Annotated in this window: 21 protein-coding genes; 15 read left to right on the top strand and 6 right to left on the bottom strand. The window is 34.6% G+C overall.

Going from position 1 to position 20,371, the window contains the following annotated elements; translation table 11 throughout:
* The first annotated feature begins 5 nt into the window (after positions 1-5).
* From map to pruA, 5 genes are all read left to right on the top strand, one after another.
* Positions 6-824, top strand: coding sequence for a type I methionyl aminopeptidase (gene map, locus ACM55G_RS04630; protein ID WP_416842733.1), 819 nt, complete (start codon positions 6-8; stop codon positions 822-824).
* Positions 824-1,657 carry a class I SAM-dependent methyltransferase gene (locus ACM55G_RS04625; RefSeq protein WP_416842732.1) on the top strand — a complete coding sequence of 278 codons (834 nt, stop codon included), beginning with the start codon at positions 824-826 and terminating at the stop codon, positions 1,655-1,657. Before map ends, ACM55G_RS04625 begins: the two co-directional genes overlap by 1 nt.
* Positions 1,658-1,750: 93 nt before the next feature.
* Positions 1,751-3,004 (top strand): type IX secretion system plug protein, encoded by a 1,254-nt coding sequence (locus ACM55G_RS04620; protein ID WP_416842731.1) that lies wholly within the window; start codon positions 1,751-1,753, stop codon positions 3,002-3,004.
* An 81-nt stretch (positions 3,005-3,085) separates the two neighbouring features.
* Positions 3,086-3,472, top strand: coding sequence for a Co2+/Mg2+ efflux protein ApaG (gene apaG / locus ACM55G_RS04615; protein WP_416842730.1), 387 nt, complete (start codon positions 3,086-3,088; stop codon positions 3,470-3,472).
* A 292-nt stretch (positions 3,473-3,764) separates the two neighbouring features.
* Positions 3,765-5,393, top strand: a complete 1,629-nt coding sequence (gene pruA, locus ACM55G_RS04610; RefSeq protein WP_416842729.1) for an L-glutamate gamma-semialdehyde dehydrogenase — start codon at positions 3,765-3,767, stop codon at positions 5,391-5,393.
* 159 nt (positions 5,394-5,552) lie between these two features.
* On the opposite strand, the gene ACM55G_RS04605 is transcribed toward pruA, so the two are convergent.
* A complete protein-coding gene (locus ACM55G_RS04605; protein WP_416842783.1) occupies positions 5,553-6,011 on the bottom strand; it encodes a DUF2490 domain-containing protein in 459 nt (152 codons plus the stop codon).
* 120 nt (positions 6,012-6,131) lie between these two features.
* Entirely contained in the window at positions 6,132-6,761 is a 630-nt protein-coding gene (gene rsmG, locus ACM55G_RS04600; RefSeq protein WP_416842728.1) for a 16S rRNA (guanine(527)-N(7))-methyltransferase RsmG, read from the bottom strand.
* A gap of 107 nt (positions 6,762-6,868) precedes the next feature.
* On the opposite strand from rsmG, the gene ACM55G_RS04595 reads away from it, so the two are divergent.
* The 3 genes from ACM55G_RS04595 to purT all read left to right on the top strand — a co-directional run bounded on the left by ACM55G_RS04595 (position 6,869) and on the right by purT (position 10,683).
* On the top strand, positions 6,869-7,963 hold the full coding sequence (locus ACM55G_RS04595) for a fatty acid desaturase family protein (RefSeq protein ID WP_416842727.1): 1,095 nt from the start codon (positions 6,869-6,871) through the stop codon (positions 7,961-7,963).
* 119 nt (positions 7,964-8,082) lie between these two features.
* Positions 8,083-9,288 carry a pyridoxal phosphate-dependent aminotransferase gene (locus ACM55G_RS04590; protein ID WP_416842726.1) on the top strand — a complete coding sequence of 402 codons (1,206 nt, stop codon included), beginning with the start codon at positions 8,083-8,085 and terminating at the stop codon, positions 9,286-9,288.
* A 234-nt stretch (positions 9,289-9,522) separates the two neighbouring features.
* Positions 9,523-10,683 (top strand): formate-dependent phosphoribosylglycinamide formyltransferase, encoded by a 1,161-nt coding sequence (purT, locus tag ACM55G_RS04585; protein ID WP_416842725.1) that lies wholly within the window; start codon positions 9,523-9,525, stop codon positions 10,681-10,683.
* On the opposite strand, the gene ACM55G_RS04580 is transcribed toward purT, so the two are convergent.
* On the bottom strand, positions 10,678-11,547 hold the full coding sequence (locus tag ACM55G_RS04580; protein ID WP_416842724.1) for a helix-turn-helix domain-containing protein: 870 nt from the start codon (positions 11,545-11,547) through the stop codon (positions 10,678-10,680). The genes purT and ACM55G_RS04580 overlap by 6 nt on opposite strands.
* Before the next feature lie 91 nt (positions 11,548-11,638).
* Here ACM55G_RS04580 and ACM55G_RS04575 point away from each other — a divergent pair, with 91 nt between their 5' ends.
* From ACM55G_RS04575 to ACM55G_RS04545, 7 genes are all read left to right on the top strand, one after another.
* Positions 11,639-12,001: a DUF983 domain-containing protein gene (locus ACM55G_RS04575; protein WP_416842723.1), complete on the top strand. Its 363-nt coding sequence runs from the start codon at positions 11,639-11,641 to the stop codon at positions 11,999-12,001.
* Positions 12,002-12,274: 273 nt separating this feature from the next.
* On the top strand, positions 12,275-12,949 hold the full coding sequence (locus ACM55G_RS04570; RefSeq protein WP_416842722.1) for a response regulator transcription factor: 675 nt from the start codon (positions 12,275-12,277) through the stop codon (positions 12,947-12,949).
* A gap of 3 nt (positions 12,950-12,952) precedes the next feature.
* The gene (locus tag ACM55G_RS04565; protein WP_416842721.1) at positions 12,953-14,341 is read left to right on the top strand and encodes a HAMP domain-containing sensor histidine kinase; all 1,389 of its coding nucleotides are present in this window, start codon (positions 12,953-12,955) and stop codon (positions 14,339-14,341) included.
* 80 nt (positions 14,342-14,421) lie between these two features.
* Positions 14,422-15,147, top strand: a complete 726-nt coding sequence (locus ACM55G_RS04560) for a hypothetical protein (protein WP_416842720.1) — start codon at positions 14,422-14,424, stop codon at positions 15,145-15,147.
* Positions 15,148-15,202: 55 nt separating this feature from the next.
* Entirely contained in the window at positions 15,203-16,129 is a 927-nt protein-coding gene (locus ACM55G_RS04555; protein ID WP_416842719.1) for a bestrophin family protein, read from the top strand.
* A gap of 202 nt (positions 16,130-16,331) precedes the next feature.
* Entirely contained in the window at positions 16,332-17,207 is an 876-nt protein-coding gene (gene fabD, locus ACM55G_RS04550) for an ACP S-malonyltransferase (RefSeq protein ID WP_416842718.1), read from the top strand.
* 133 nt (positions 17,208-17,340) lie between these two features.
* On the top strand, positions 17,341-17,592 hold the full coding sequence (locus ACM55G_RS04545) for a hypothetical protein (protein ID WP_416842717.1): 252 nt from the start codon (positions 17,341-17,343) through the stop codon (positions 17,590-17,592).
* 38 nt (positions 17,593-17,630) lie between these two features.
* Here the strand turns inward: ACM55G_RS04545 and galE are convergent, their stop codons facing one another.
* The 3 genes from galE to ACM55G_RS04530 are packed head-to-tail and all read right to left on the bottom strand — an operon-like array spanning position 17,631 to position 20,233.
* Complete coding sequence (gene galE / locus ACM55G_RS04540) at positions 17,631-18,644, bottom strand: UDP-glucose 4-epimerase GalE (protein ID WP_416842716.1); 1,014 nt, start codon at positions 18,642-18,644, stop codon at positions 17,631-17,633.
* A 9-nt stretch (positions 18,645-18,653) separates the two neighbouring features.
* Positions 18,654-19,097: a nuclear transport factor 2 family protein gene (locus ACM55G_RS04535; protein WP_416842715.1), complete on the bottom strand. Its 444-nt coding sequence runs from the start codon at positions 19,095-19,097 to the stop codon at positions 18,654-18,656.
* Between the two features lie 5 nt (positions 19,098-19,102).
* Positions 19,103-20,233, bottom strand: a complete 1,131-nt coding sequence (locus ACM55G_RS04530; protein ID WP_416842714.1) for a DegT/DnrJ/EryC1/StrS family aminotransferase — start codon at positions 20,231-20,233, stop codon at positions 19,103-19,105.
* Between the last annotated feature and the right edge of the window lie 138 nt (positions 20,234-20,371).

Here is a 20,371-nt window from a genome sequence, read left to right as displayed (position 1 = left end):
AAATTATGATTATTGTAAAATCACGTGAAGAAATAGAATTGATGCGAGAAAGCGCATTAATCGTATCAAAAACATTAGGAATGATTGCTTCTGAAATAAAAGAAGGAGTCACCACTTTATATTTAGACAAATTAGCCGAAGAATTCATTCGTGATCACGGTGCCGAGCCAAGTTTTCTGGGACTTTACGGATTCCCAAATTCACTTTGTATGAGTCCAAACGCACAAGTGGTTCATGGAATTCCAAATAACAAACCATTAGAAAGTGGTGATGTTATTTCGGTAGATTGTGGTGCTTACAAAAATGGGTACCATGGGGATCACGCGTATTCTTTTGAAATTGGCGAAGTAGCTCCCGAAACCAAAAAATTACTGCAAGTAACCAAAGAATCTTTATACGTAGGAATCCGAGAATTAAAATTAGGAAACCGCGTGGAAGATGTTGGAAATGCGATTCAAAGATATACTGAAGCACATGGTTATGGTGTCGTTCGTGAATTAGTAGGACACGGAGTAGGACAAAAAATGCATGAAGATCCTGAAATGCCTAATTATGGTAAAAAAGGAAAAGGAAAACTTTTTGTCGAGGGGATGGTTGTGGCCATTGAGCCTATGATTAATATGGGAACCCGAAACATCAAACAATTAAAAGACGGCTGGACAATCCTCACTGCCGATGGAAAACCAAGTGCACATTTTGAACATGATGTTGCCATTATCGATGGAAAACCGGAGATTTTATCGACTTTTGGATACATCTACAAAGCATTAGGAATTGTGAGTAATGAAGAAGAAGAGTTTAGAAAAACACCTTTAGTTCTGTAATGAAAAAACTCTTTAAACTTATACTCAATACCATTCCGCGTCCTATACTTATTCGTTTAAGTTACGTGGCCCGTCCAGTTCTTGCATTAGCATTAAAAGGAAATACATTTACTGATCCTATTGACGGCAAAAGTTTCAAAATGTTCCTGCCTTACGGGTATGGAACACAACGAAATAACGTTCTTTCACCAAGTACACTTTCATTGGAAAGACACCGTTTGTTGTGGTTGTATTTGAATCAAGAAACTGATTTTTTTAAACCTGAACTTGTAACAGGTTCTTCAGTTACAAATACTAAAAAAATAAAATTAAGAGATGCTGAAACGAATTCAGCATTAAAAGTCCTTCATTTTGCGCCGGAACAAGCCTTTTATAAATTGTTTCGAAATCAAAAAAACCTGGAATATACCACAACCGATTTATTTTCGCCTTTAGCAGATGTAAAAGCGGATATTTGCGATTTGCCTTTCGAGGACAATCAATATGATGTTATTCTTTGCAATCACGTTTTGGAACACATTCCAGACGATACGAAAGCAATGCAGGAATTATATCGCGTTTTAAAACCAGGTGGAATGGCCATTTTACAAATCCCACAAGATATATCCAGAGCCACTACTTTTGCTGATGATACCATTACTGACCAGAAAGAAAGAGCAAAAATCTTCGGACAATACGATCATGTTCGTATTTATGGCCGTGATTATTTTGACAAATTAAGAAGCATTGGTTTCAAAGTAATTGAGGAAGATTATACGAATAAAATAGCACCGGAATTAGTAGAAAAATATTGTTTGGCAAAAGGTGAAATCATCCCTGTTTGTTTTAAATAAATTTGGGACAAATCAAATAAAGCTACCTTATAATTGGCATAATAATAGTATTGCTTAATTCGTTATATTTACAGATTAGCAATCCAATATATTATGTCTAAAGCTTTTTTTAAAAAAATAGTTCTGCTTTTAATAATCACTTCGGCTACTGCACAAGTAGAAAAAGAGATTGCTCCACCCTATAATATTAAGACGATTTCTTTTGTACAAAGTGAACAAAATGTAATTCCAATTTTCAAATTAGGAGAAGGATTTCAGTTGCAATTTGACGATCTTTTCGGTAATGAAGCTGATTATTATTACGAAATTACCCATTGTGATTATAATTGGAAACCAACAGAAATCCCTAAAAGCGAGTATTTAAGAGGGTTTGACAACCAAAGAATTTCAGATTACACCAATTCCTTCAATGCCCTACAACTCTATTCCCATTATAGACTGGCTATCCCAAATCAGTTTACACAATTATTGATCAGTGGTAATTACATCCTGAAAATTTTAAACAACAACAAAGAAGCCGTTTTCTCCAGAAAATTTATTCTTTATGAAGATGTTGTCACAATTCCTATCCAAGTAAAAAGAGCCCGAACCGTCAATAATTTAGAATTTAAACACAATCTGGAATTTACTATTAAATCCAGCACCATAACTTTCCAAAATCCATTGAAAAATGTAAAAGTAGTTTTATTTCAAAATGGACAATTCAATGATGCGATTACAAATGTTGTCCCTCAATACACGATTGGAAATGATTTGATTTATAAATACGATACGCAAACCCAATTTTGGGCAGGAAACGAGTTTTTGTATTTTGAAAACAAAGACATTAGAGCGGCTAATAATTATGTAGCCCGTGTAAATTCGAACAATGAAATCTACAGTTCGTATTTATATACCAGTAATGCACGAACGAATTACCCCTATTCCGTAACACAAGATGTAAACGGAAATTTTGTTGTCAAGAACATAAATGCGACCAATAATGAAATTGAATCCGATTATGCCTGGGTGTATTTTAGTCTTTCGGCTCCTACTTTTAGAATGAATAAAGACATTTATATAAACGGTATGTTTAATAATTACAATCTCACACCCGAATATAAAATGGATTATAATGAAAAAAAGGGCATTTATGAAAAAGCAGTTTTAATAAAACAAGGATTTACAAATTTCCAATATACCATTGCAGACAACACAGGAATTATTGATCATGAAAATGCAATTGACGGAAATTTTTACCAAACAGAAAATGATTATTTCATAATGGTTTATTATCGCGAAAACACTGATCGTTATGACAGAGCCATCGGAAAAGGGACGGCTAATTCATTAAATATCATCAACTAAAAAAAACTTTTCTAAAAATGACTTTACGAAATCAAATTTTTGTAAATTTGTCACTATTAAGCACCTATTCACTTATTTATCATGGTTTCTCAAATAACAAGAGGCATAAAGATATCAGTAATGACTAGTTTTGAAGGAACCTACTTCAAAAACTATAAGATTCACTTTGCCTTTAGTTATGAAATCACAATAGAAAACCATAGTAAAGATTCTGTTCAGTTAATTTCTCGCCATTGGGAAATTTTCGATTCTCTTAATGACATAGAAGTAGTAGATGGCGAAGGTATAATTGGAAAAAAACCCGTTTTAAAACCAGGTGAATTCCACACCTACAGTTCAGGTTGTTTATTATCGTCTCCTTATGGCGCAATGAAAGGGCATTTTAATATGATTAATTTTACTTCTACAAAGAATTTCAAAGTTATTGTACCTACCTTTAGATTGTGCGCACCATTTGCCTTGAATTAGAATTTATCTCCATTTTTTTTGTAGCACATCCAGCTATCTATTTCAAGTTTTCGTCGCCCTGTTTATTTTTTTCTAAGTAAAATAAGGAGCTTCTAAAGTCGCTCTTATTTCACAAGAAAAAATATAACGAGACTACAAAAAGCTTTCCATTTCTATCTGGGCTAAAACACTACAATCTATACTATCCCTTTTAGTTTACAGCAAAAAAGGTTTTTTTTCAAACAATCCTTCGTACTTTTGTGCATTATTTAAAATACACTACAAGGATTTCTAATTTTATAACTTTATAAATATGTTAAAAGGATTTTTTCATGTACCAAAAGCGGTAAACGAACCAGTAAAAGGGTATGCACCAAATTCACCAGAAAAAGCAGCTGTTCAAGCCGCCTACGCAAAAATGTGGAATTCTAAAATCGATGTACCATTATATATTGGAAGCGAAGAAATTAGAACTGGTAATACAAAAAACATGACTGCTCCTCACGATCATAAACATATCGTAGGAACGTACCATCTTGCTGAAAAAGCACATGTTGAAAAAGCGATTTCAAATGCATTAGAATCAAGAACTGCATGGGCGAATATGGCTTGGGAACAAAGAGCCGCTATTTTCCTAAAAGCAGCTGAATTGATTGCCGGACCTTACAGAGCAAGAATCAATGCCGCAACAATGATTGCGCAGTCTAAAAATATCCATCAAGCCGAAATTGATGCTTCGTGTGAATTGATTGATTTTTTACGTTTCAACGTAGAATTCATGACTCAAATTTACAGTGATCAGCCTAACTCCAATTCGGATATGTGGAACCGATTAGAATACAGACCGCTTGAAGGTTTTGTATACGCGATTACCCCTTTTAACTTCACTGCCATTGCTGGAAATCTTCCTGCAAGCGCTGCCATGATGGGTAATGTTGTGATTTGGAAACCAAGCGACAGCCAAGTTTTCTCGGCACAAATCATAATTGAAGTATTTAAAGAAGCGGGAGTTCCTGATGGCGTTATCAACGTAGTTTTTGGTGATGCTTTGATGATTACTGATACAATTTTGGCAAGCCGTGATTTTGCAGGAATCCATTTCACAGGTTCAACGCAGGTATTCAAAGATATTTGGTCAAAAATTGGAACAAACATCCACCATTATAAAACCTACCCAAGAATTGTAGGTGAAACTGGAGGAAAAGATTTTATCATCGCGCATCCAAGTGCAAATGCAAAACAAGTGGCAACAGGAATTGTACGTGGCGCTTTTGAATTTCAAGGTCAAAAATGTTCTGCCGCTTCCAGATCTTATGTTCCAAGAAGTTTATGGCCAGCAATTAAAGAACAACTAATCACTGATACAAAATCCATGAAAATGGGTTCGCCAGAAGATTTTAGTAACTTTATTACTGCGGTAATTCACGAAGGTTCATTTGACAAATTAGTCAGTTTTATTGATCAAGCTAAAAAAGCTACTGATGCCGAAATTATCGTTGGGGGTAATTATGATAAATCTGTTGGTTATTTCATTGAACCAACAATAATCGTAACTACCAATCCTCATTACACGACAATGGAAACCGAATTATTTGGACCAGTGATGACGATTTTCGTTTATGAAGATGCAAAATGGGAAGAAACTTTAGAACTAGTTGATACCACTTCAGAATATGCGTTAACGGGTGCTGTTTTTAGTCAAGACCGTTATGCTATTGAGCAAGCGACTACCAAATTGCAAAATGCTGCCGGTAACTTCTATATCAATGACAAACCAACAGGAGCCGTTGTAGGAATGCAGCCTTTTGGTGGTGCAAGAGCATCAGGAACTAACGACAAAGCAGGTTCAGCATTGAACTTATTACGTTGGGCTTCGCCAAGAACGATCAAAGAAACTTTTGTTACTCCTGAAGATTACAGATATCCGTTTTTGGGAGAATAGTTTTGATTTACTGAGTAGGATACACGAAGTATGACACTTAAAACCCCACAAGAATTCAAATTATTTTGAGTTCTTGTGGGGTTTTTTTAGACTATATACGCTATAGTCGTTTTTCCTATTCTTCTTACATAAACAAATTAAAAAGGCCAGTTATTAAAATCATAATTTAAATTGAGTTCTCCTCTTTGACGGCAAAAGTTGTAACATCACACCGGCCTCAACTTTAATATATTTACTTAAACAATATCCTACACCACCATAAATACGGTCCCTATCATACTGCTTTTGTTGTGCATTGATAAAATCTTCGTTTGACAACGAGGCATAAAAAGCATTTTTATCCATCACTTTTTTATTAATTGGAATATTCAATGATAGAGAATAACACAAACGCATTTTAAAATCATCTTGAAGAAATCGTTGTTCAAAACGATATCTATGTAAAACACTCACTCTTCCAAACTGTTGTTTCGCAATGAATTGCTGAAAAATTATATGTTCGCCCGTTCGTAACTTATCATTTGTTACCGCTATATAAGGTTCGGAATAAATATAAGCATAGCCAAGCAACACATTATTATTATTTTCAGATAAATTATAACCTAACCCTGTCCTAATAAGCAGTTATTCGAGATCTCCTGCGAAATTAAAATTTCGATATTCACTTCATTATGAAAATTCCATCTGTAATGTATTTTTTTAATTTACAGACACAAATTCGATATCGCAAAACAAACTTTACACCACAAACTTCAACGGCACATGCACCACTTTCTTGGTTTCAAAAAACTCATCTTCGAAAAAGTCAGCTAAATTGTATTCTGTGGCTTTTGGGAAATCTTTTAACTCTTCGGTTAAATCGCCTCCTTTTAGATAGAGAATACCGTTTTTCAGTTCGTGCTTGCTATTTTTCTTTATTTTGGTTTTCACCCAAGAAACAAAATCAGGCATATTGGTAACGGCGCGACTCACGATAAAATCGAAATCCCCTTTCACTAATTCGGCACGCAATTGTTCTGCTTTTACATTTTTTAGTTCTAATGCTTCGGCAACAGCTTGAACTACTTTGATTTTTTTGGCAATAATATCAATCAAAAAAAAACGGGTTTCCGGAAAAAGAATCGCCAATGGAATTCCAGGAAATCCACCGCCAGTTCCAACATCCAAAACATATGTTCCCGGTTCAAATTTTATGATTTTGGCAATTCCCAACGAATGCAAAATATGTTTGGTGTATAAAGCATCAATATCTTTTCTCGAAATGACATTTATTTTTTCGTTCCAATCGTGGTATAGCAAATTCAATTTTGTGAATTGTTCTTTTTGAATATCTGTTAAATAAGGAAAATACTTAAGAATCTCGTCCATGCTCTAATTTTTTAACAAAAGTACTATTTTTAGATTGTAAATATTTAACTCAATTTTGCAAATTGAAAATTTATAATAATTATCTTTGAAGATTATTATTCAATTCTATGAACAAGAGCGCTCCTACATTTGCAAAGCAAGACAGTCTGAAATTTTTCAGAACACTTAACTCGCGGGTAAACAACTACTTCAAGGAAAACAATATTCAAAAAACAGGAAATTGGAAACTTTATTTGAAAACCATAATTCTGTTCACCGTTTTTCTTGCGCCATATTTTTTAATACTCACCATGGACATGCCATTTTGGGTCCACCTTTTATTGACAATCGTTATGGGGATTGGAATGGCCGGAGTGGGAATGAATGTAATGCACGATGGGAACCACGGCTCTTATTCTAATAAAAATTGGGTAAATAAATTCATGGGAGGAACTATTTATGTTCTTGCAGGAAATGTATATAACTGGCAAGTGCAACACAATGTTTTGCACCACACCTACACTAATATTCCCGGTCATGATGAAGATTTAGATGCTGGACGTGTCATTCGTTTTACAAAAGAAGCTAAATGGTATAATTTTCATCGTTTTCAACAATATTATTCTGTTTTTCTATATGGATTATTAACTTTCAACTGGGCTATTACGACTGATTTTAGACAAATGAGAAGTTACCTGAAAAGAAAATTATCTTACGGTGAAGCCAAAAGCCCAAAAATCCTTTGGACTACTTTAATAATCACAAAAGTAATTTATGTTTCGATTTGGATTGTTTTGCCAATTGTTATAGGAATCACATGGTGGAAAGTACTAATTGGATTTTTTGTAATGCATTATACTGCAGGATTAATACTAAGTGTTGTTTTTCAATTGGCACACGTAGTTGAAGAAACCACTAATCCTTCGCCTAATGAATTAGGAGAAATGGACAATACTTGGGCAATTCACCAATTGTTTACCACAACCAATTTTGCTCCAAAAAACAAAATTGTAAATTGGTACACCGGAGGATTAAATCACCAAATCGAACACCATATTTTTCCAAACATTAGTCATGTACATTATGGCAAAATCGCAAAAATTGTAAAAGAAACTGCTCAAGAATGCAACTTGCCGTATTACGAATATAAAACGATGCGAAGTGCTGTTATCGCTCATTTCAAACATTTGAAAGAATTGGGAATGAAACCAGAACTTGTATAAACATACAACACGTAGAGATGCACTGCTGTGCATCTCTGCAGAAAATCAAACTAAAAAAATAATAATTAACCTCCCATAATTTCTACAATAGGAATTAAGGGCATTCAACACCTTTTTTAATGAACAATCCACTTTCAGACAGAATTAACAACTTAGCTACTTCTCAAACACTAGCAATGGCTGCTTTGGCCAGAGAATTAAAAGCCCAAGGAAAAGACATTATCAGTTTAAGCTTAGGTGAACCTGATTTCAATACGCCTGACTTCATTAAAGAAGCGGCAAAAAAAGCGATTGACGAAAACTACAGCACCTATTCTCCAGTAGAGGGATATGCTGAACTAAAAGAAGCAATCTGTAGAAAATTCAAAAGAGACAATAATTTAGAATACAAACCTTCTCAAATTGTAGTTTCAACTGGAGCCAAGCAATCGTTATACAACATTGCACAAGTAATGCTAAACGATGGTGACGAAGTAATTTTACCTGCTCCTTACTGGGTTTCTTATTTCGAAATCGTAAAATTATCTGGTGGAGTTCCTGTAGAAGTTCCAACTTCTGTAGACACTGATTTCAAAATCACACCAGAACAATTAGAAGCAGCTATCACACCAAAAACAAAAATGATGTGGTTCAGTTCTCCTTGTAATCCAAGTGGATCGGTGTACAACAGAGAAGAATTAACGGCTTTGGCAAAAGTATTGGAGAAATATCCAAACGTTTATGTTGTTGCGGATGAGATTTACGAGCACATCAATTTCTCCGGAACTTTTTGTAGCATCGCTTCCATCCCGGGAATGTTAGAAAGAACGATTACCGTAAATGGAGTAGCAAAAGCATTCGCTATGACAGGATGGAGAGTCGGATATATTGGCGCACCAGAGTTCATTGCTAAAGCGTGTACAAAAATTCAAGGTCAAGTAACAAGTGGTGCTAACAGTATTGCACAACGTGCCACCATTACTGCTGTAGACGCTGATCCAAGCGTTTTAAAACATATGGTTGAAGCTTTCCATAGCCGTAGAGATTTAGTGGTTGGATTATTGAAAGACATTCCTGGAGTAAAAATCAACGTTCCAGAAGGTGCTTTTTATGTATTCCCAGACGTTTCTTCTTTCTTCGGAAAAACATTGAAAGGAACTTTTATCAAAGACGCTAACGACTTCTCTATGTACCTTTTAGGCGAAGCTAATGTAGCAACCGTAACTGGTGACGCATTTGGGAACCCAGACTGTATCCGTTTTTCTTACGCAACAAGCGAAGATTTATTGAGAGAAGCATTACGCAGAATCAAAGAAGCGGTAACATTAACCGAAGTTCCCGCATAATATAAAATTTGTTTAAAATTTAAAATAGTTTAAGATTTAAAGTTTTACTGCTTTACCTTAAACTATTTTTTTTATAGGCATGCCCCACTGAAAAAGCGGGTCGGGCTATCCGTTGCAATCTTTTTAATACCTACGCTATCGCTGCGAGAATAAAAAGGATTTCCACTGCTATCCCTCATGCAAAAACAACAGAAAGGTACGTATAGCTCGCGAGCTGTCCCTAACACGATACATATGAAAATACTACTTCTCGGCTCAGGCGAATTAGGAAAAGAATTTACTATCTCCGCCCAACGCATCGGACAAATTGTAATTGCGGTTGACAGTTACGAAAATGCTCCCGCTATGCAAGTGGCCCATGATTTTGAAATCATCAATATGCTGGATGGTGACGCTTTAGACAGCATCGTTGCCAAACACCAACCTGATTTTATTGTTCCCGAAATAGAAGCCATAAGAACCGAGCGTTTTTATGACTATGAAAAGCAAGGAATTACCGTAGTTCCTTCTGCGAAAGCGGCAAATTTCACGATGAACCGAAAAGCGATTCGCGATTTGGCATCTAAAGAATTAGGTTTAAAAACCGCTAAGTATCGCTACGCCACAACTGCTGAGGAATTGCAAAAAGGTGTTAAAGCCGTTGGAATGCCCTGCGTGGTAAAGCCACTAATGTCTTCTTCAGGAAAAGGACAATCTACCATAAAAACCGAAGCTGATATTGAAAAAGCATGGAATTATGCTGTTGAAGGTTCCCGTGGCGATGTGGTGGAAGTTATCGTAGAAGCATTTGTAAAATTCAATTCGGAGATCACTTTATTAACAGTCGTACAAAATAACAATCCGACTTTATTTTGCGCACCAATAGGCCATAGACAAGAACGTGGCGATTATCAGGAAAGTTGGCAACCCGCTTTAATTTCCGATAAGGATTTGTACGAAGCGCAAGATATGGCCGAAAAAGTAACCGAAGCTTTGGGCGGTGCTGGACTTTTTGGAGTGGAATTTTTCCTGACTGATGATGGTGTTTATTTCTCAGAACTTTCTCCAAGACCACATGATACGGGAATGGTAACTTTGGCAGGAACACAAAATTTTAATGAATTCGAATTGCATTTACGCGCTATTTTAAGTTTACCTATTTTCGAAATAACATTAGAAAAAGCGGGAGCCAGTGCCGTAATTTTAGCCACGGAAAACGCTACAAATCCAACTTATTCAGGAATCGAAAAAATTGCTGCTTTACCTAAAACTGATTTCAGAATTTTTGGCAAACCAACCTCAAGACCGTATAGACGAATGGGCGTGGCTTTAGTCAATGACAGTCTGAAAACTCCAATTGAAGAAGTAGTGGAAAAAGCAAAAAAAGCAGCCAATTTAGTTACCGTAAATTCATAACTGATTTTTAGAAACACGAAAAACTGAAGGGGTCATTCCTGTATTTTTTTTGAAAAGTCTGGCGAAATACGAATTATAATCATAGCCTAATTCTGTTGCAATTTCATTAACAGTCATTTTTTTATCCATCAACATTCGTTTGGCTTCGAGAATGATTCTGTCTGAAATTACTTCGGTTGTGGTTTTTTGCAAGATTTCATTGCAAATCCTGTTCAAGTGTTTCAAAGTAATATGAAGTTGTGCTGCATAGAAAGAAGCCGCTTTTTCAGTTTTAAAATTCTTTTCTAATAGCACCTCCAAACTTTTAATTTTCAAATTATAAGGGTGCGCTTCATGAAGATGTGTTTCACTATATTTTCTTGCAATTTCAATATGTATGATATCCAGTAAATTCATTATTTTATCCTGTTTCAACATTTGATTATTTTTGATTTCAGAAATCAAACTCTCAAAATAAGGCAAAATAGCTTTTGATTCTGGAGTGTCAAATATAATTTCAGGCTTATTATTCACCGAAGAATAAAAAGGATAGTCACCGATGGTTTTTTGTCCAAAATAGAGATTGTACATTTCCTGCGAATAGAAAATCACAAATCCTTCCACATCATCCGATAAATCCCAATGGTGCATTTGTCCGGGCTGCAAAAAAAACACACTTCCCGACTGAATCGCTAATAGATCAAAATCGATTTCATGTGTTCCTGAACCTTTGGTAAAAAAAACCAAAACATACGAATTATGCCGATGTGGTTCTTCAACAAAACTATGGTCTATTAAGTGATTTTTAAATGTATTAATGTACAAATCACTATTCACGGAATTGCAGTTAAAGCGTTGAATGTTATAAATAGGATATTTTTTCATGATTACCCAATGTCTTAATTATGCTATAATTAGCGAATATAGAAAACATCCATGACGTGGATAAGAAATACCTTTGATAAAAATAATAAAAATGTCATACGCTATTGCTCACATCCTAAATAATGATTGCCCTCATTGTCTTGAAGGCAAAGTATTTAAAGAAAAGAATATTTTTTTCAATATTGGATTTCCTAAAATGAATACGTATTGTTCGCATTGTCAATTCAAATTTGAGAAAGAACCTGGGTATTTCTTTGGTGCTATGTATGTCAATTATGGCTTAACTGTAGCGCAAGGAATTGCTACCTATGTTATTGCCCAATTTTTCTTTACCGAAACTTTCGATTTAAGAATCATTCCTATTATTGCTGTTGTTATTGTTACAATGGCTTCTTTTAACATTCGACTTTCTAGATTATTGTGGATTTATATGTTTAAAAATTATTCCATGTAAGACTAGTAATCATGCTATAAGTAAATTAATTATTCCTGAAAAGCTAATAACCCACCCTTTTATTTTCAGTTTTATCAATGAACACATTAAAATAAAAAAGAATAACTAAAACACAATTACTGCAGCTTCATTCGGATTGTACCAGTTTGAAATGGAAGTTCACGCTTGTATATTAACCTTACATTATAAGGTTTTGTTAATATTAGCCCCATAGCTCAATTTAAAAAAAAAACAAAAGTTAAATCATTAGATTTGTATAAATCATAAATCTTGATGAAGTTATTAATAGTTGAAGACGAACCTAATCTTTCGTCAATTATCCGTAAAGGGTTTTCAGAAAAAAATCACGATGTAAGTGTTGCACTTGATGGTACAACAGCATTAGAGTTGCTTTCTAATCATGATTTTGATGTAGTGCTATTAGATGTTATGTTACCTGATATTAATGGCATTGAAATTTGTAGACGTTTGAGAGCTGCAAAAAACTTTGTCCCCATTTTATTATTAACAGCTTTAGGAAGCAGTGAAAATATAATAAACGGATTGAATTCCGGCGCCGATGATTATTTAGTAAAACCTTTCAAATTTTTGGAACTTGATGCCAGAGTCAATGCGTTGTCAAGAAGATCTGGACAAATTCAAAAACCGCATGAAATTATCATAATTGCTGATCTTGAAATTAATTTCAGAACAAAATCGGTAACCAGAAATGGCGATATTATTCTATTAACAGCCAAAGAATTTAAACTTTTGCATTATTTGGCAATAAATTCTCAAACCATTTTATCCCGAGAACAACTTTTAGACAATGTTTGGGACATCAATTTTGAGATGAATACCAATGTAATTGACGTCTACATTAACTATTTGAGAAAAAAAATTGACAAACCATACAACACTAAATTAATTCACACCATGAAAGGTTTGGGTTATGTCCTGAAACCATAAAAAATGCAGATTAAGAAAAAAATAACCTTTACTTATATCGCTCTTTCAACCCTCAGCACCCTTTTATTAAGTCTGGTGGTTTTCTTTTTGTTCAAACAAAACAATCAGTATTATTTTTTAAAAAGATTACAAGACCGAGCTAAAATTAGCGCTTCGATTCATTATCAAAATGATTCTGTAAAAACGCGCTATTTCAAAGAATTTAAAGCGAAAGGGCTTGAAGAACTGATTGATGAAGAAGATTTTGTTCTTAAAGTCAACGGGGCAAACACATTTGAATACAATACCAATCTGAATTTACCTGCAGATTTTTATAAAAAAGTGATGGCAAATGGTTCCGAATGGATTGAAGATGACAACCGTTATTTTTATGGCCAGACTTTTACCGAATCAAATCAAAAATATATTATAATTATTACTGCAAAAGACCGAAGAGGTAATACCAGTAGTATCTACATTATTCGGATTCTCTTTTTTGGCGGATTGGCTTTCATACTGTTAGCCTATATTTTTGGCAGATTCCTGGCGAGAAGAGTTATAAATCCAGTAGCAAGAATTACTTACGAAGTAAAAAGAATAAGCGCTTCAAACCTACACAACAGACTTCCCGAAAGTAAAAGCACCGATGAGATTGCGGATTTGATAAAGACATTTAACAATATGCTGGACCGACTGGAAACCTCGTTTGAAATTCAAGCTAATTTTATCAATAATGCTTCACATGAACTAAAAACGCCAGTAACTACCATAATTGCCGAAACAGAAATCATGCTCTTAAAAGAGAGAAATGTTACCGAATATATCTCGTCATTAGAAAATATTCACAGTCAGGCTTCACGACTGGGAGATCTTACGGAAAGTCTTTTAAAACTGACACAAACTGGTTACGATGGAAAAAAACAATTATTAGATGTCGTTAGAATTGATGAACTTCTAATGGATGTAAAATCGGATATTGATAAAATTTATCCTAACAACAGGGTAAAGATAAAAATCAATAAAATCCCTAGTGACCCGAGTTTACTCGAAATCCCGTGTAACAGATCCTTATTGGAACTTTCATTGAATAACATTATCGCCAATGGTGTGAAATATTCTAATAATGAAACCGTTTTTGTTACTTTATCAGGAAACAATTCATCCATCAAAATTTCGATTACTGATATAGGGATTGGCATCCCTGCAGAAGAGATCCCTCACCTTTACGAACCTTTTTTCCGAGGTAAAAAAGCGTCAAAATATAATGGTTATGGATTAGGACTTCCACTTGCCATGAAAATAATCAGGATGCACAATGGAGAACTTAAAATACAATCTGAACCAGATCAAGGCACTATTGTAAACATTACGTTCAATACCGCCAACATTAAAAATTCTAATGTTAATTCTTAGAATATTCTAATGTTAATTTAAGATAGCTATAAAATGGGTACTGTTATTTTGTATGTATAAATAAATCAAATTTAATACATATGAAAAATGTTCTAATTCCTACGATATTACAAGGTGATACAATCAATGCAATTAAAACAGCAATAAAATCATCTAATGGAGAACAATGCCAGCTTATTCTGATGCTATTAACTGACATTCCGGAAACGTATTCATCTGCCAATTTATTAAGAAACATCAATCAGGATCTGAGTACTACACAGGAAAATGTTTTACAAATGTGCAGAGAAATCATTTTGGAATCCAACAATTGCAGCTTGAAAATTCATCATCAGTACGGTATTTCTTCTCCCCTTTTTAGAAATCTAATGGAGCATTTCGCTATTGAATTAACAATACTTACTCCTTCTTTTAATTCTTCTAAAAAGAAAATAAACAGGTATTGCGTTCAAATCATTTCTAATAGCAAATGTCCAATTTTACACCTAAACGTAAACTTTGAAGAAAAAGCATTTAGCCAGGCGTTGTATATAAAAAATTCAGATTCAATACTTCAGGCAGAAGATTTACAAACTTATGTAAACGCCCTTTTTTCTTTAAAAATTGTAAGTCAAACCAAAATAAATGATTTACAAAAAACGAATGAAATAGAACCTTTTTTAACCGATACTATATCAAAAAACAACATAAATATTCTGATTGAAACACGAAAACCCAAGAAAATAAAGTTCCTAAAAAAAGAAAAAGCTCCTCTTAACGAAACATTAGGCTTGCCCGTTCTTTCTTTATATGAAGCGGTTTATTAATAATGATTGTTTAAAATTTAATTCAGAATATATGTTACTAAAAAAGAAAATTCCCATGAAATATGTATTGGGTAAAATAAAAAATGAATTAGCATTAGTCATTTTCTTTTGTATTGCATTTGAAATTTTTCGCTATTTTTTCAAGACTGTGTCTATTAATATTCCTATTGCAATCCCCACAATAATTGGTACAATTATTTCATTACTACTGGCATTCAAATCCAACCAAGCTTATGACCGCTGGTGGGAAGCCCGAATAATTTGGGGTTCTATTGTTAACGATTCTAGAACATTATTGAGACAAATTATTATTTTTTATAACGATCCCGATTTTTCAGTGCAGGCTAACGATTTCAAAGAAAAATTTGCAAAAAGACAAGCTGCCTGGTGTTATAGCCTGGGACAAATGCTGCGAGAAAAAGATCCTACAAAAACAATAAAAGATTTACTGGATGAAGATGATTTGCGATTTGTAAAAAGGCATAAACATGTTCCTAATGCCATTTTAATTTTACACGCCAAAGATTTAAAAAAGGCCCTTACCAACAATAAAATAAATGTTTACCAACAAGTGGAAATTGATAATACATTAACGCGATTGTGTGATTCAATGGGGAAGTGTGAACGTATAAAAAACACTATTTTTCCAACCACCTACAGTATGTACATCCGATTTGCGCTGTGTTTATTTATAATTCTCTTGCCTTTTGGGTTAATAAATACTATTGGCTGGCTTCAAATTCCATTAGTCACAACCATTGCAGCTGCTTTTTTCTTAATCGAAAAAATGGCGATTCATTTACAAGATCCATTTGAAAACAGACCTACAGACACTCCTGTAAGTGCCATTTCAATTGCAATTGAAAAAAATCTAATGCAGATGGTCAATGAATATCAAGATGAATTTGATGAAGAGGTATATGTTTATGATGCAAAAGCACATCATACGCAACCTTTAAACAACACTTATTTCGTCCTTTAATTTATGATTTTAGTATAAATCCACTCCTTAATTTGAGTGGTTTTTTTTTCATTGAACCTAAATTATCTATACCAAAGCAAACTTTTAAATAGCAAAATGAACCCAAACAGATCGTTTTAATTACTATAAAAAATAGTATTTTTGCGCTCTGATTGAAACTGATTTTTCAATCTTTAAAATTTTCAATCTTTAAATTAGACACATGAAAGCATACGTATTTCCGGGTCAGGGCGCACAATTTACAGGAATGGGCAAAGACTTATATGAAAACTCTCCATTAGCAAAAGAATTATTCGAAAAAGCCAATGAAATTTTAGGTTTCCGCATCACAGACATCATGTTTGAAGGAACTGCCGAAGAATTGAAAGAAACCAAAGTTACACAACCCGCAGTCTTCTTGCATTCGGTGATTTTGGCAAAAACGCTGGGCGAAGATTTCAAACCGGGAATGGTGGCGGGACATTCATTAGGCGAATTTTCAGCATTAGTTACAAACGGTACTTTATCTTTTGAAGACGGATTGCAATTAGTTTCACAACGTGCTCTGGCGATGCAAAAAGCCTGCGAAATAAAGCCTTCTACCATGGCAGCAGTTTTAGGATTAGCTGATAATATCGTCGAAGAAGTTTGTGCTTCTATTGACGGAATTGTAGTGGCTGCTAATTACAACTGCCCGGGACAATTAGTAATTTCTGGGGAAACCAAGGCAGTGGAAAAAGCCTGTGAAGCGATGAAAGCGGCGGGTGCAAAACGCGCTTTGTTGTTGCCAGTTGGAGGAGCATTTCACTCTCCAATGATGGAGCCAGCAAGAGAAGAACTGGCTGCTGCTATTGAAGCAACTACGTTCTCTACTCCTATTTGCCCTGTGTATCAAAATGTAACCGCAAGCGCTGTTTATGACGCTGACGAAATCAAGAAAAACTTAATCATCCAATTGACAGCTCCAGTAAAATGGACGCAATCTGTGCAACAAATGATTAAAGATGGCGCAACTTTATTTACCGAAGTGGGTCCAGGAAAAGTATTGGCGGGATTGATTGGAAAAATTGATAAAGAAGCGGTGACGGCTAATGCTTAAATTGTGGTCAGTGTCAGTTTTTAGTAATCAGTTGTTGCCGATAAACAAAATCCTCATAAACGTATGTTTGTGGGGATTTTGTTTATCTTTATTGAATGAGTTCAATCTATTATAATTTTTTAAAATAAAAGAAATGAAAAAGGCACTTTTAGGATTAGCATTAGTTGCAACTTTAATTACTTCTTGTAAAAAAGAAACAAAAGAAGAAGTAAAAGAGGCTACCGAAGCTATTGGAAATGAAATGGAGGAAGCGATAGATACGGCAGCTGTAAAAGTTGACGCCGCAGCTGATTCTACCAAGATTAAAACAGGGGAGGTTCTTGAAAAAGGAGCTGAAAAAATGAATCAAGCCGCTGAAAAATTGAAAGAATCAGTAAAAAAATAATTCAAAAAAGGAGGCAGTCATTGACTGCCTCCTTTTTCTTATTTCCTAATCTTTTGCTCCCATTTCCAGGCACTCGCCATGGCCTCTTCCAGTGTGAATTCTGATTTCCACCCCAAAATAGTATTCGCTTTATTCGTATTGGCGTAAGCCGAAGTAATATCTCCTTCTCTACGAGCAACTATTTTGTAAGGTAATTTTTTACCGCTTACTTTTTCGAATGTGTGGATAACTTCTAATACAGAACTTCCGGTTCCGGTTCCCAGATTAAAAGTTTCTACTTTAGCAGCATTTTCTTTATTCAATAGTCGTTGCAAAGCAATAACGTGGGCTTTCGCCAAATCGACTACGTGAATATAATCCCGCACTGCTGTCCCATCTGGAGTAGGATAATCATCACCGTAAACGGATAATTCTTTTCGCAATCCCAATCCGGTTTGGGTAATAAATGGCACTAAATTTTGTGGAACACCAATAGGTAATTCCCCAATTTCAGCAGATGAATGTGCTCCAATCGGGTTAAAATAACGCAACAAAATCGCATTAATTGTGGTTACTTTGGCTACATCACTAATTATTTCTTCCCCTATTTGTTTGGTGTTTCCATAAGGAGACATAGCCATTTTAATGGATGCATCCTCAGTTATTGGCATTTTCTCAGCTTGTCCATAAACTGTGCATGACGAACTAAAAATAAAACTAGCTTCTGGCTTTTGCTGCAATTCTTGAAGTAGATATACCAAGGTGTTGATATTGTTTTCATAATATAACAATGGATTTTCAACACTTTCACCAACAGCTTTTGAAGCCGCAAAGTGTATCACTCCTAAAATATCGTGCTGTCTTTTGAAAAAATCCTGTACTTTTTCTTTTTCGCGCAAATCCAGCTTTTCAAAAGCTGGAACTTTTCCAGTAATATTCTGAATTCCGTCCAGTACTTTCAAAGATGAATTCGAAAGATTATCGATAATGATTACTTCAAAACCCTGATTTTGCAATTCGACCACAGTATGCGAACCGATAAAACCCAACCCTCCTGTTACTAGTATTTTCATCTTTATTCTTTATGACGGTAATTTAAATGCCTGTCTGGCGATTAACAACCATTTGTTTTTTTGCTTTTGCCAAACGAGCATTATTCCAATTTTTATATCCTTATCAATTCCGCCATCTTTGGTGTGAGCAGCCAAATTATGGCGAACTATGGCAACATTACCAGTAATATTAATTGTTTGATTTTGGAATTCAATCGAAACGAAATCAGACTCTCCATTCACAATTTTTTCTATAAAAACAGCTTGATTTTGTACTAGTCCACTCGAATGTCCGTAACTTAAATCTCTTGAAGTTAAGGCTGTAAGTTTATCTGCATCAGCATCAATCATTGCTTGACGCAAAATTTCGACACGAGAAGCAACAGTCTTTTCTTCTCTATTAGGGAAACTATTTTGAGCAAAACCTGAAAATTGAAATAAAATCACCGCAAAAGTTGCAAAAAAATATTTCATAGTATTTACTTTAAAAATTCTAAGACGCTATCAGTAATAAACTTAATTTGTTGCTCATCTAATTCGGTGTGCATTGGTAAAGAAAGCACTTCTTTTACTAACTGATTGGTTACCGGAAAATCTTCTTCTTTGTATCTTGAATCTAAATAAGCCTTTTGAGAATGCAACGGAATTGGATAATAAATAGCACAAGGAATTCCTTTATCTAATAAATGTTGCATTAAACCATTCCTGTCGGCATCGATAATGCGTAAGGTGTATTGATGAAAAACATGGCAATCACATATATCACAAATGTTTGGTGCAATTATATTTTTATGCCCCTCAAAAGCTTTAGAATATTTTCTGGCAGCATCTTGTCTTGCTTTACTGTATTCATCCAATAAAGGCAATTTAGCATTTAAAACCGCTGCCTGAATACTGTCTAAACGAGAATTCACACCTACTACATCGTGATGGTATCGCTCATACATACCGTGATTTACAATTCCGCGAAGCTTGTGGGCCAATGCATCATCATTAGTAAAAATAGCACCGCCATCACCATAACAGCCTAAATTTTTAGACGGGAAAAATGAAGTTGAACCAACGTGTCCAATTGTACCAGCCTTCTTTTTGGTTCCATCCGAAAATTTACAGTTGGCTCCGATAGCTTGAGCGTTATCTTCGATAACATATAAATTGTGCTCTTTGGCAACAGCCATAATTGCTTCCATATTGGCGGCACGGCCAAACAAATGGACCGGCACAATAGCTTTAGTTCTTGGCGTAATTGCTTTTTTAATTCCTTCGATGGAAATGTTCATATTATGTACATCCACATCGACTAAAACAGGTGTTAATTGCAATAAAGCAATCACTTCCACGGTTGCGGCAAAAGTAAAATCGGCAGTGATTACCTCATCACCCGGTTTTAAATCCAATCCCATCATCGCAATTTGCAAGGCATCGGTTCCATTAGCACAAGGAATTACATGCTTAACGTTTAAATATTCTTCTAAAGATTTTTGGAATTGATGAACTTGAGGACCGTTGATATAGGTATTGGTATCTAAAACTTCCTGAATAGAGGTATTTACAACGGCTGCAATTTTATCATATTGACTTTTTAGGTCAACCATTTGGATTTTTTTCATTGAAATTTTGTTTAAAGTTCGAAAGTTTAAGGTTTCTAAAAACAACAAACACTTTCTTAAAACGAAAAACAAAAATAGTTATTTAATGAGTTTAAACCAATGAAACCCACATTAAAAAATAGGCTTCCAATAAAATAA

Source organism: Flavobacterium algoriphilum (assembly GCF_048158655.1).
GTDB classification, from domain to species: domain Bacteria; phylum Bacteroidota; class Bacteroidia; order Flavobacteriales; family Flavobacteriaceae; genus Flavobacterium; species Flavobacterium algoriphilum.
This window is presented reverse-complemented; position numbering and strand designations above follow the sequence as displayed.

What these genes read in the sequence shown, in the direction of transcription:
- ACM55G_RS04575 (WP_416842723.1), top strand. Translation starts at nt 11,639, where the DNA reads ATGTCATACGCTATTGCTCACATCCTAAATAATGATTGCCCTCATTGT.
- ACM55G_RS04530 (WP_416842714.1), bottom strand. Translation starts at nt 20,233, where the DNA reads ATGAAAAAAATCCAAATGGTTGACCTAAAAAGTCAATATGATAAAATT.
- rsmG (WP_416842728.1), bottom strand. Translation starts at nt 6,761, where the DNA reads ATGGACGAGATTCTTAAGTATTTTCCTTATTTAACAGATATTCAAAAA.
- purT (WP_416842725.1), top strand. Translation starts at nt 9,523, where the DNA reads ATGAAAATACTACTTCTCGGCTCAGGCGAATTAGGAAAAGAATTTACT.
- pruA (WP_416842729.1), top strand. Translation starts at nt 3,765, where the DNA reads ATGTTAAAAGGATTTTTTCATGTACCAAAAGCGGTAAACGAACCAGTA.
- ACM55G_RS04590 (WP_416842726.1), top strand. Translation starts at nt 8,083, where the DNA reads ATGAACAATCCACTTTCAGACAGAATTAACAACTTAGCTACTTCTCAA.
- ACM55G_RS04580 (WP_416842724.1), bottom strand. Translation starts at nt 11,547, where the DNA reads ATGAAAAAATATCCTATTTATAACATTCAACGCTTTAACTGCAATTCC.
- ACM55G_RS04625 (WP_416842732.1), top strand. Translation starts at nt 824, where the DNA reads ATGAAAAAACTCTTTAAACTTATACTCAATACCATTCCGCGTCCTATA.
- ACM55G_RS04595 (WP_416842727.1), top strand. Translation starts at nt 6,869, where the DNA reads ATGAACAAGAGCGCTCCTACATTTGCAAAGCAAGACAGTCTGAAATTT.
- apaG (WP_416842730.1), top strand. Translation starts at nt 3,086, where the DNA reads ATGGTTTCTCAAATAACAAGAGGCATAAAGATATCAGTAATGACTAGT.
- galE (WP_416842716.1), bottom strand. Translation starts at nt 18,644, where the DNA reads ATGAAAATACTAGTAACAGGAGGGTTGGGTTTTATCGGTTCGCATACT.
- ACM55G_RS04570 (WP_416842722.1), top strand. Translation starts at nt 12,275, where the DNA reads ATGAAGTTATTAATAGTTGAAGACGAACCTAATCTTTCGTCAATTATC.
- fabD (WP_416842718.1), top strand. Translation starts at nt 16,332, where the DNA reads ATGAAAGCATACGTATTTCCGGGTCAGGGCGCACAATTTACAGGAATG.
- ACM55G_RS04565 (WP_416842721.1), top strand. Translation starts at nt 12,953, where the DNA reads ATGCAGATTAAGAAAAAAATAACCTTTACTTATATCGCTCTTTCAACC.
- ACM55G_RS04560 (WP_416842720.1), top strand. Translation starts at nt 14,422, where the DNA reads ATGAAAAATGTTCTAATTCCTACGATATTACAAGGTGATACAATCAAT.
- ACM55G_RS04545 (WP_416842717.1), top strand. Translation starts at nt 17,341, where the DNA reads ATGAAAAAGGCACTTTTAGGATTAGCATTAGTTGCAACTTTAATTACT.
- map (WP_416842733.1), top strand. Translation starts at nt 6, where the DNA reads ATGATTATTGTAAAATCACGTGAAGAAATAGAATTGATGCGAGAAAGC.
- ACM55G_RS04555 (WP_416842719.1), top strand. Translation starts at nt 15,203, where the DNA reads ATGAAATATGTATTGGGTAAAATAAAAAATGAATTAGCATTAGTCATT.
- ACM55G_RS04535 (WP_416842715.1), bottom strand. Translation starts at nt 19,097, where the DNA reads ATGAAATATTTTTTTGCAACTTTTGCGGTGATTTTATTTCAATTTTCA.
- ACM55G_RS04620 (WP_416842731.1), top strand. Translation starts at nt 1,751, where the DNA reads ATGTCTAAAGCTTTTTTTAAAAAAATAGTTCTGCTTTTAATAATCACT.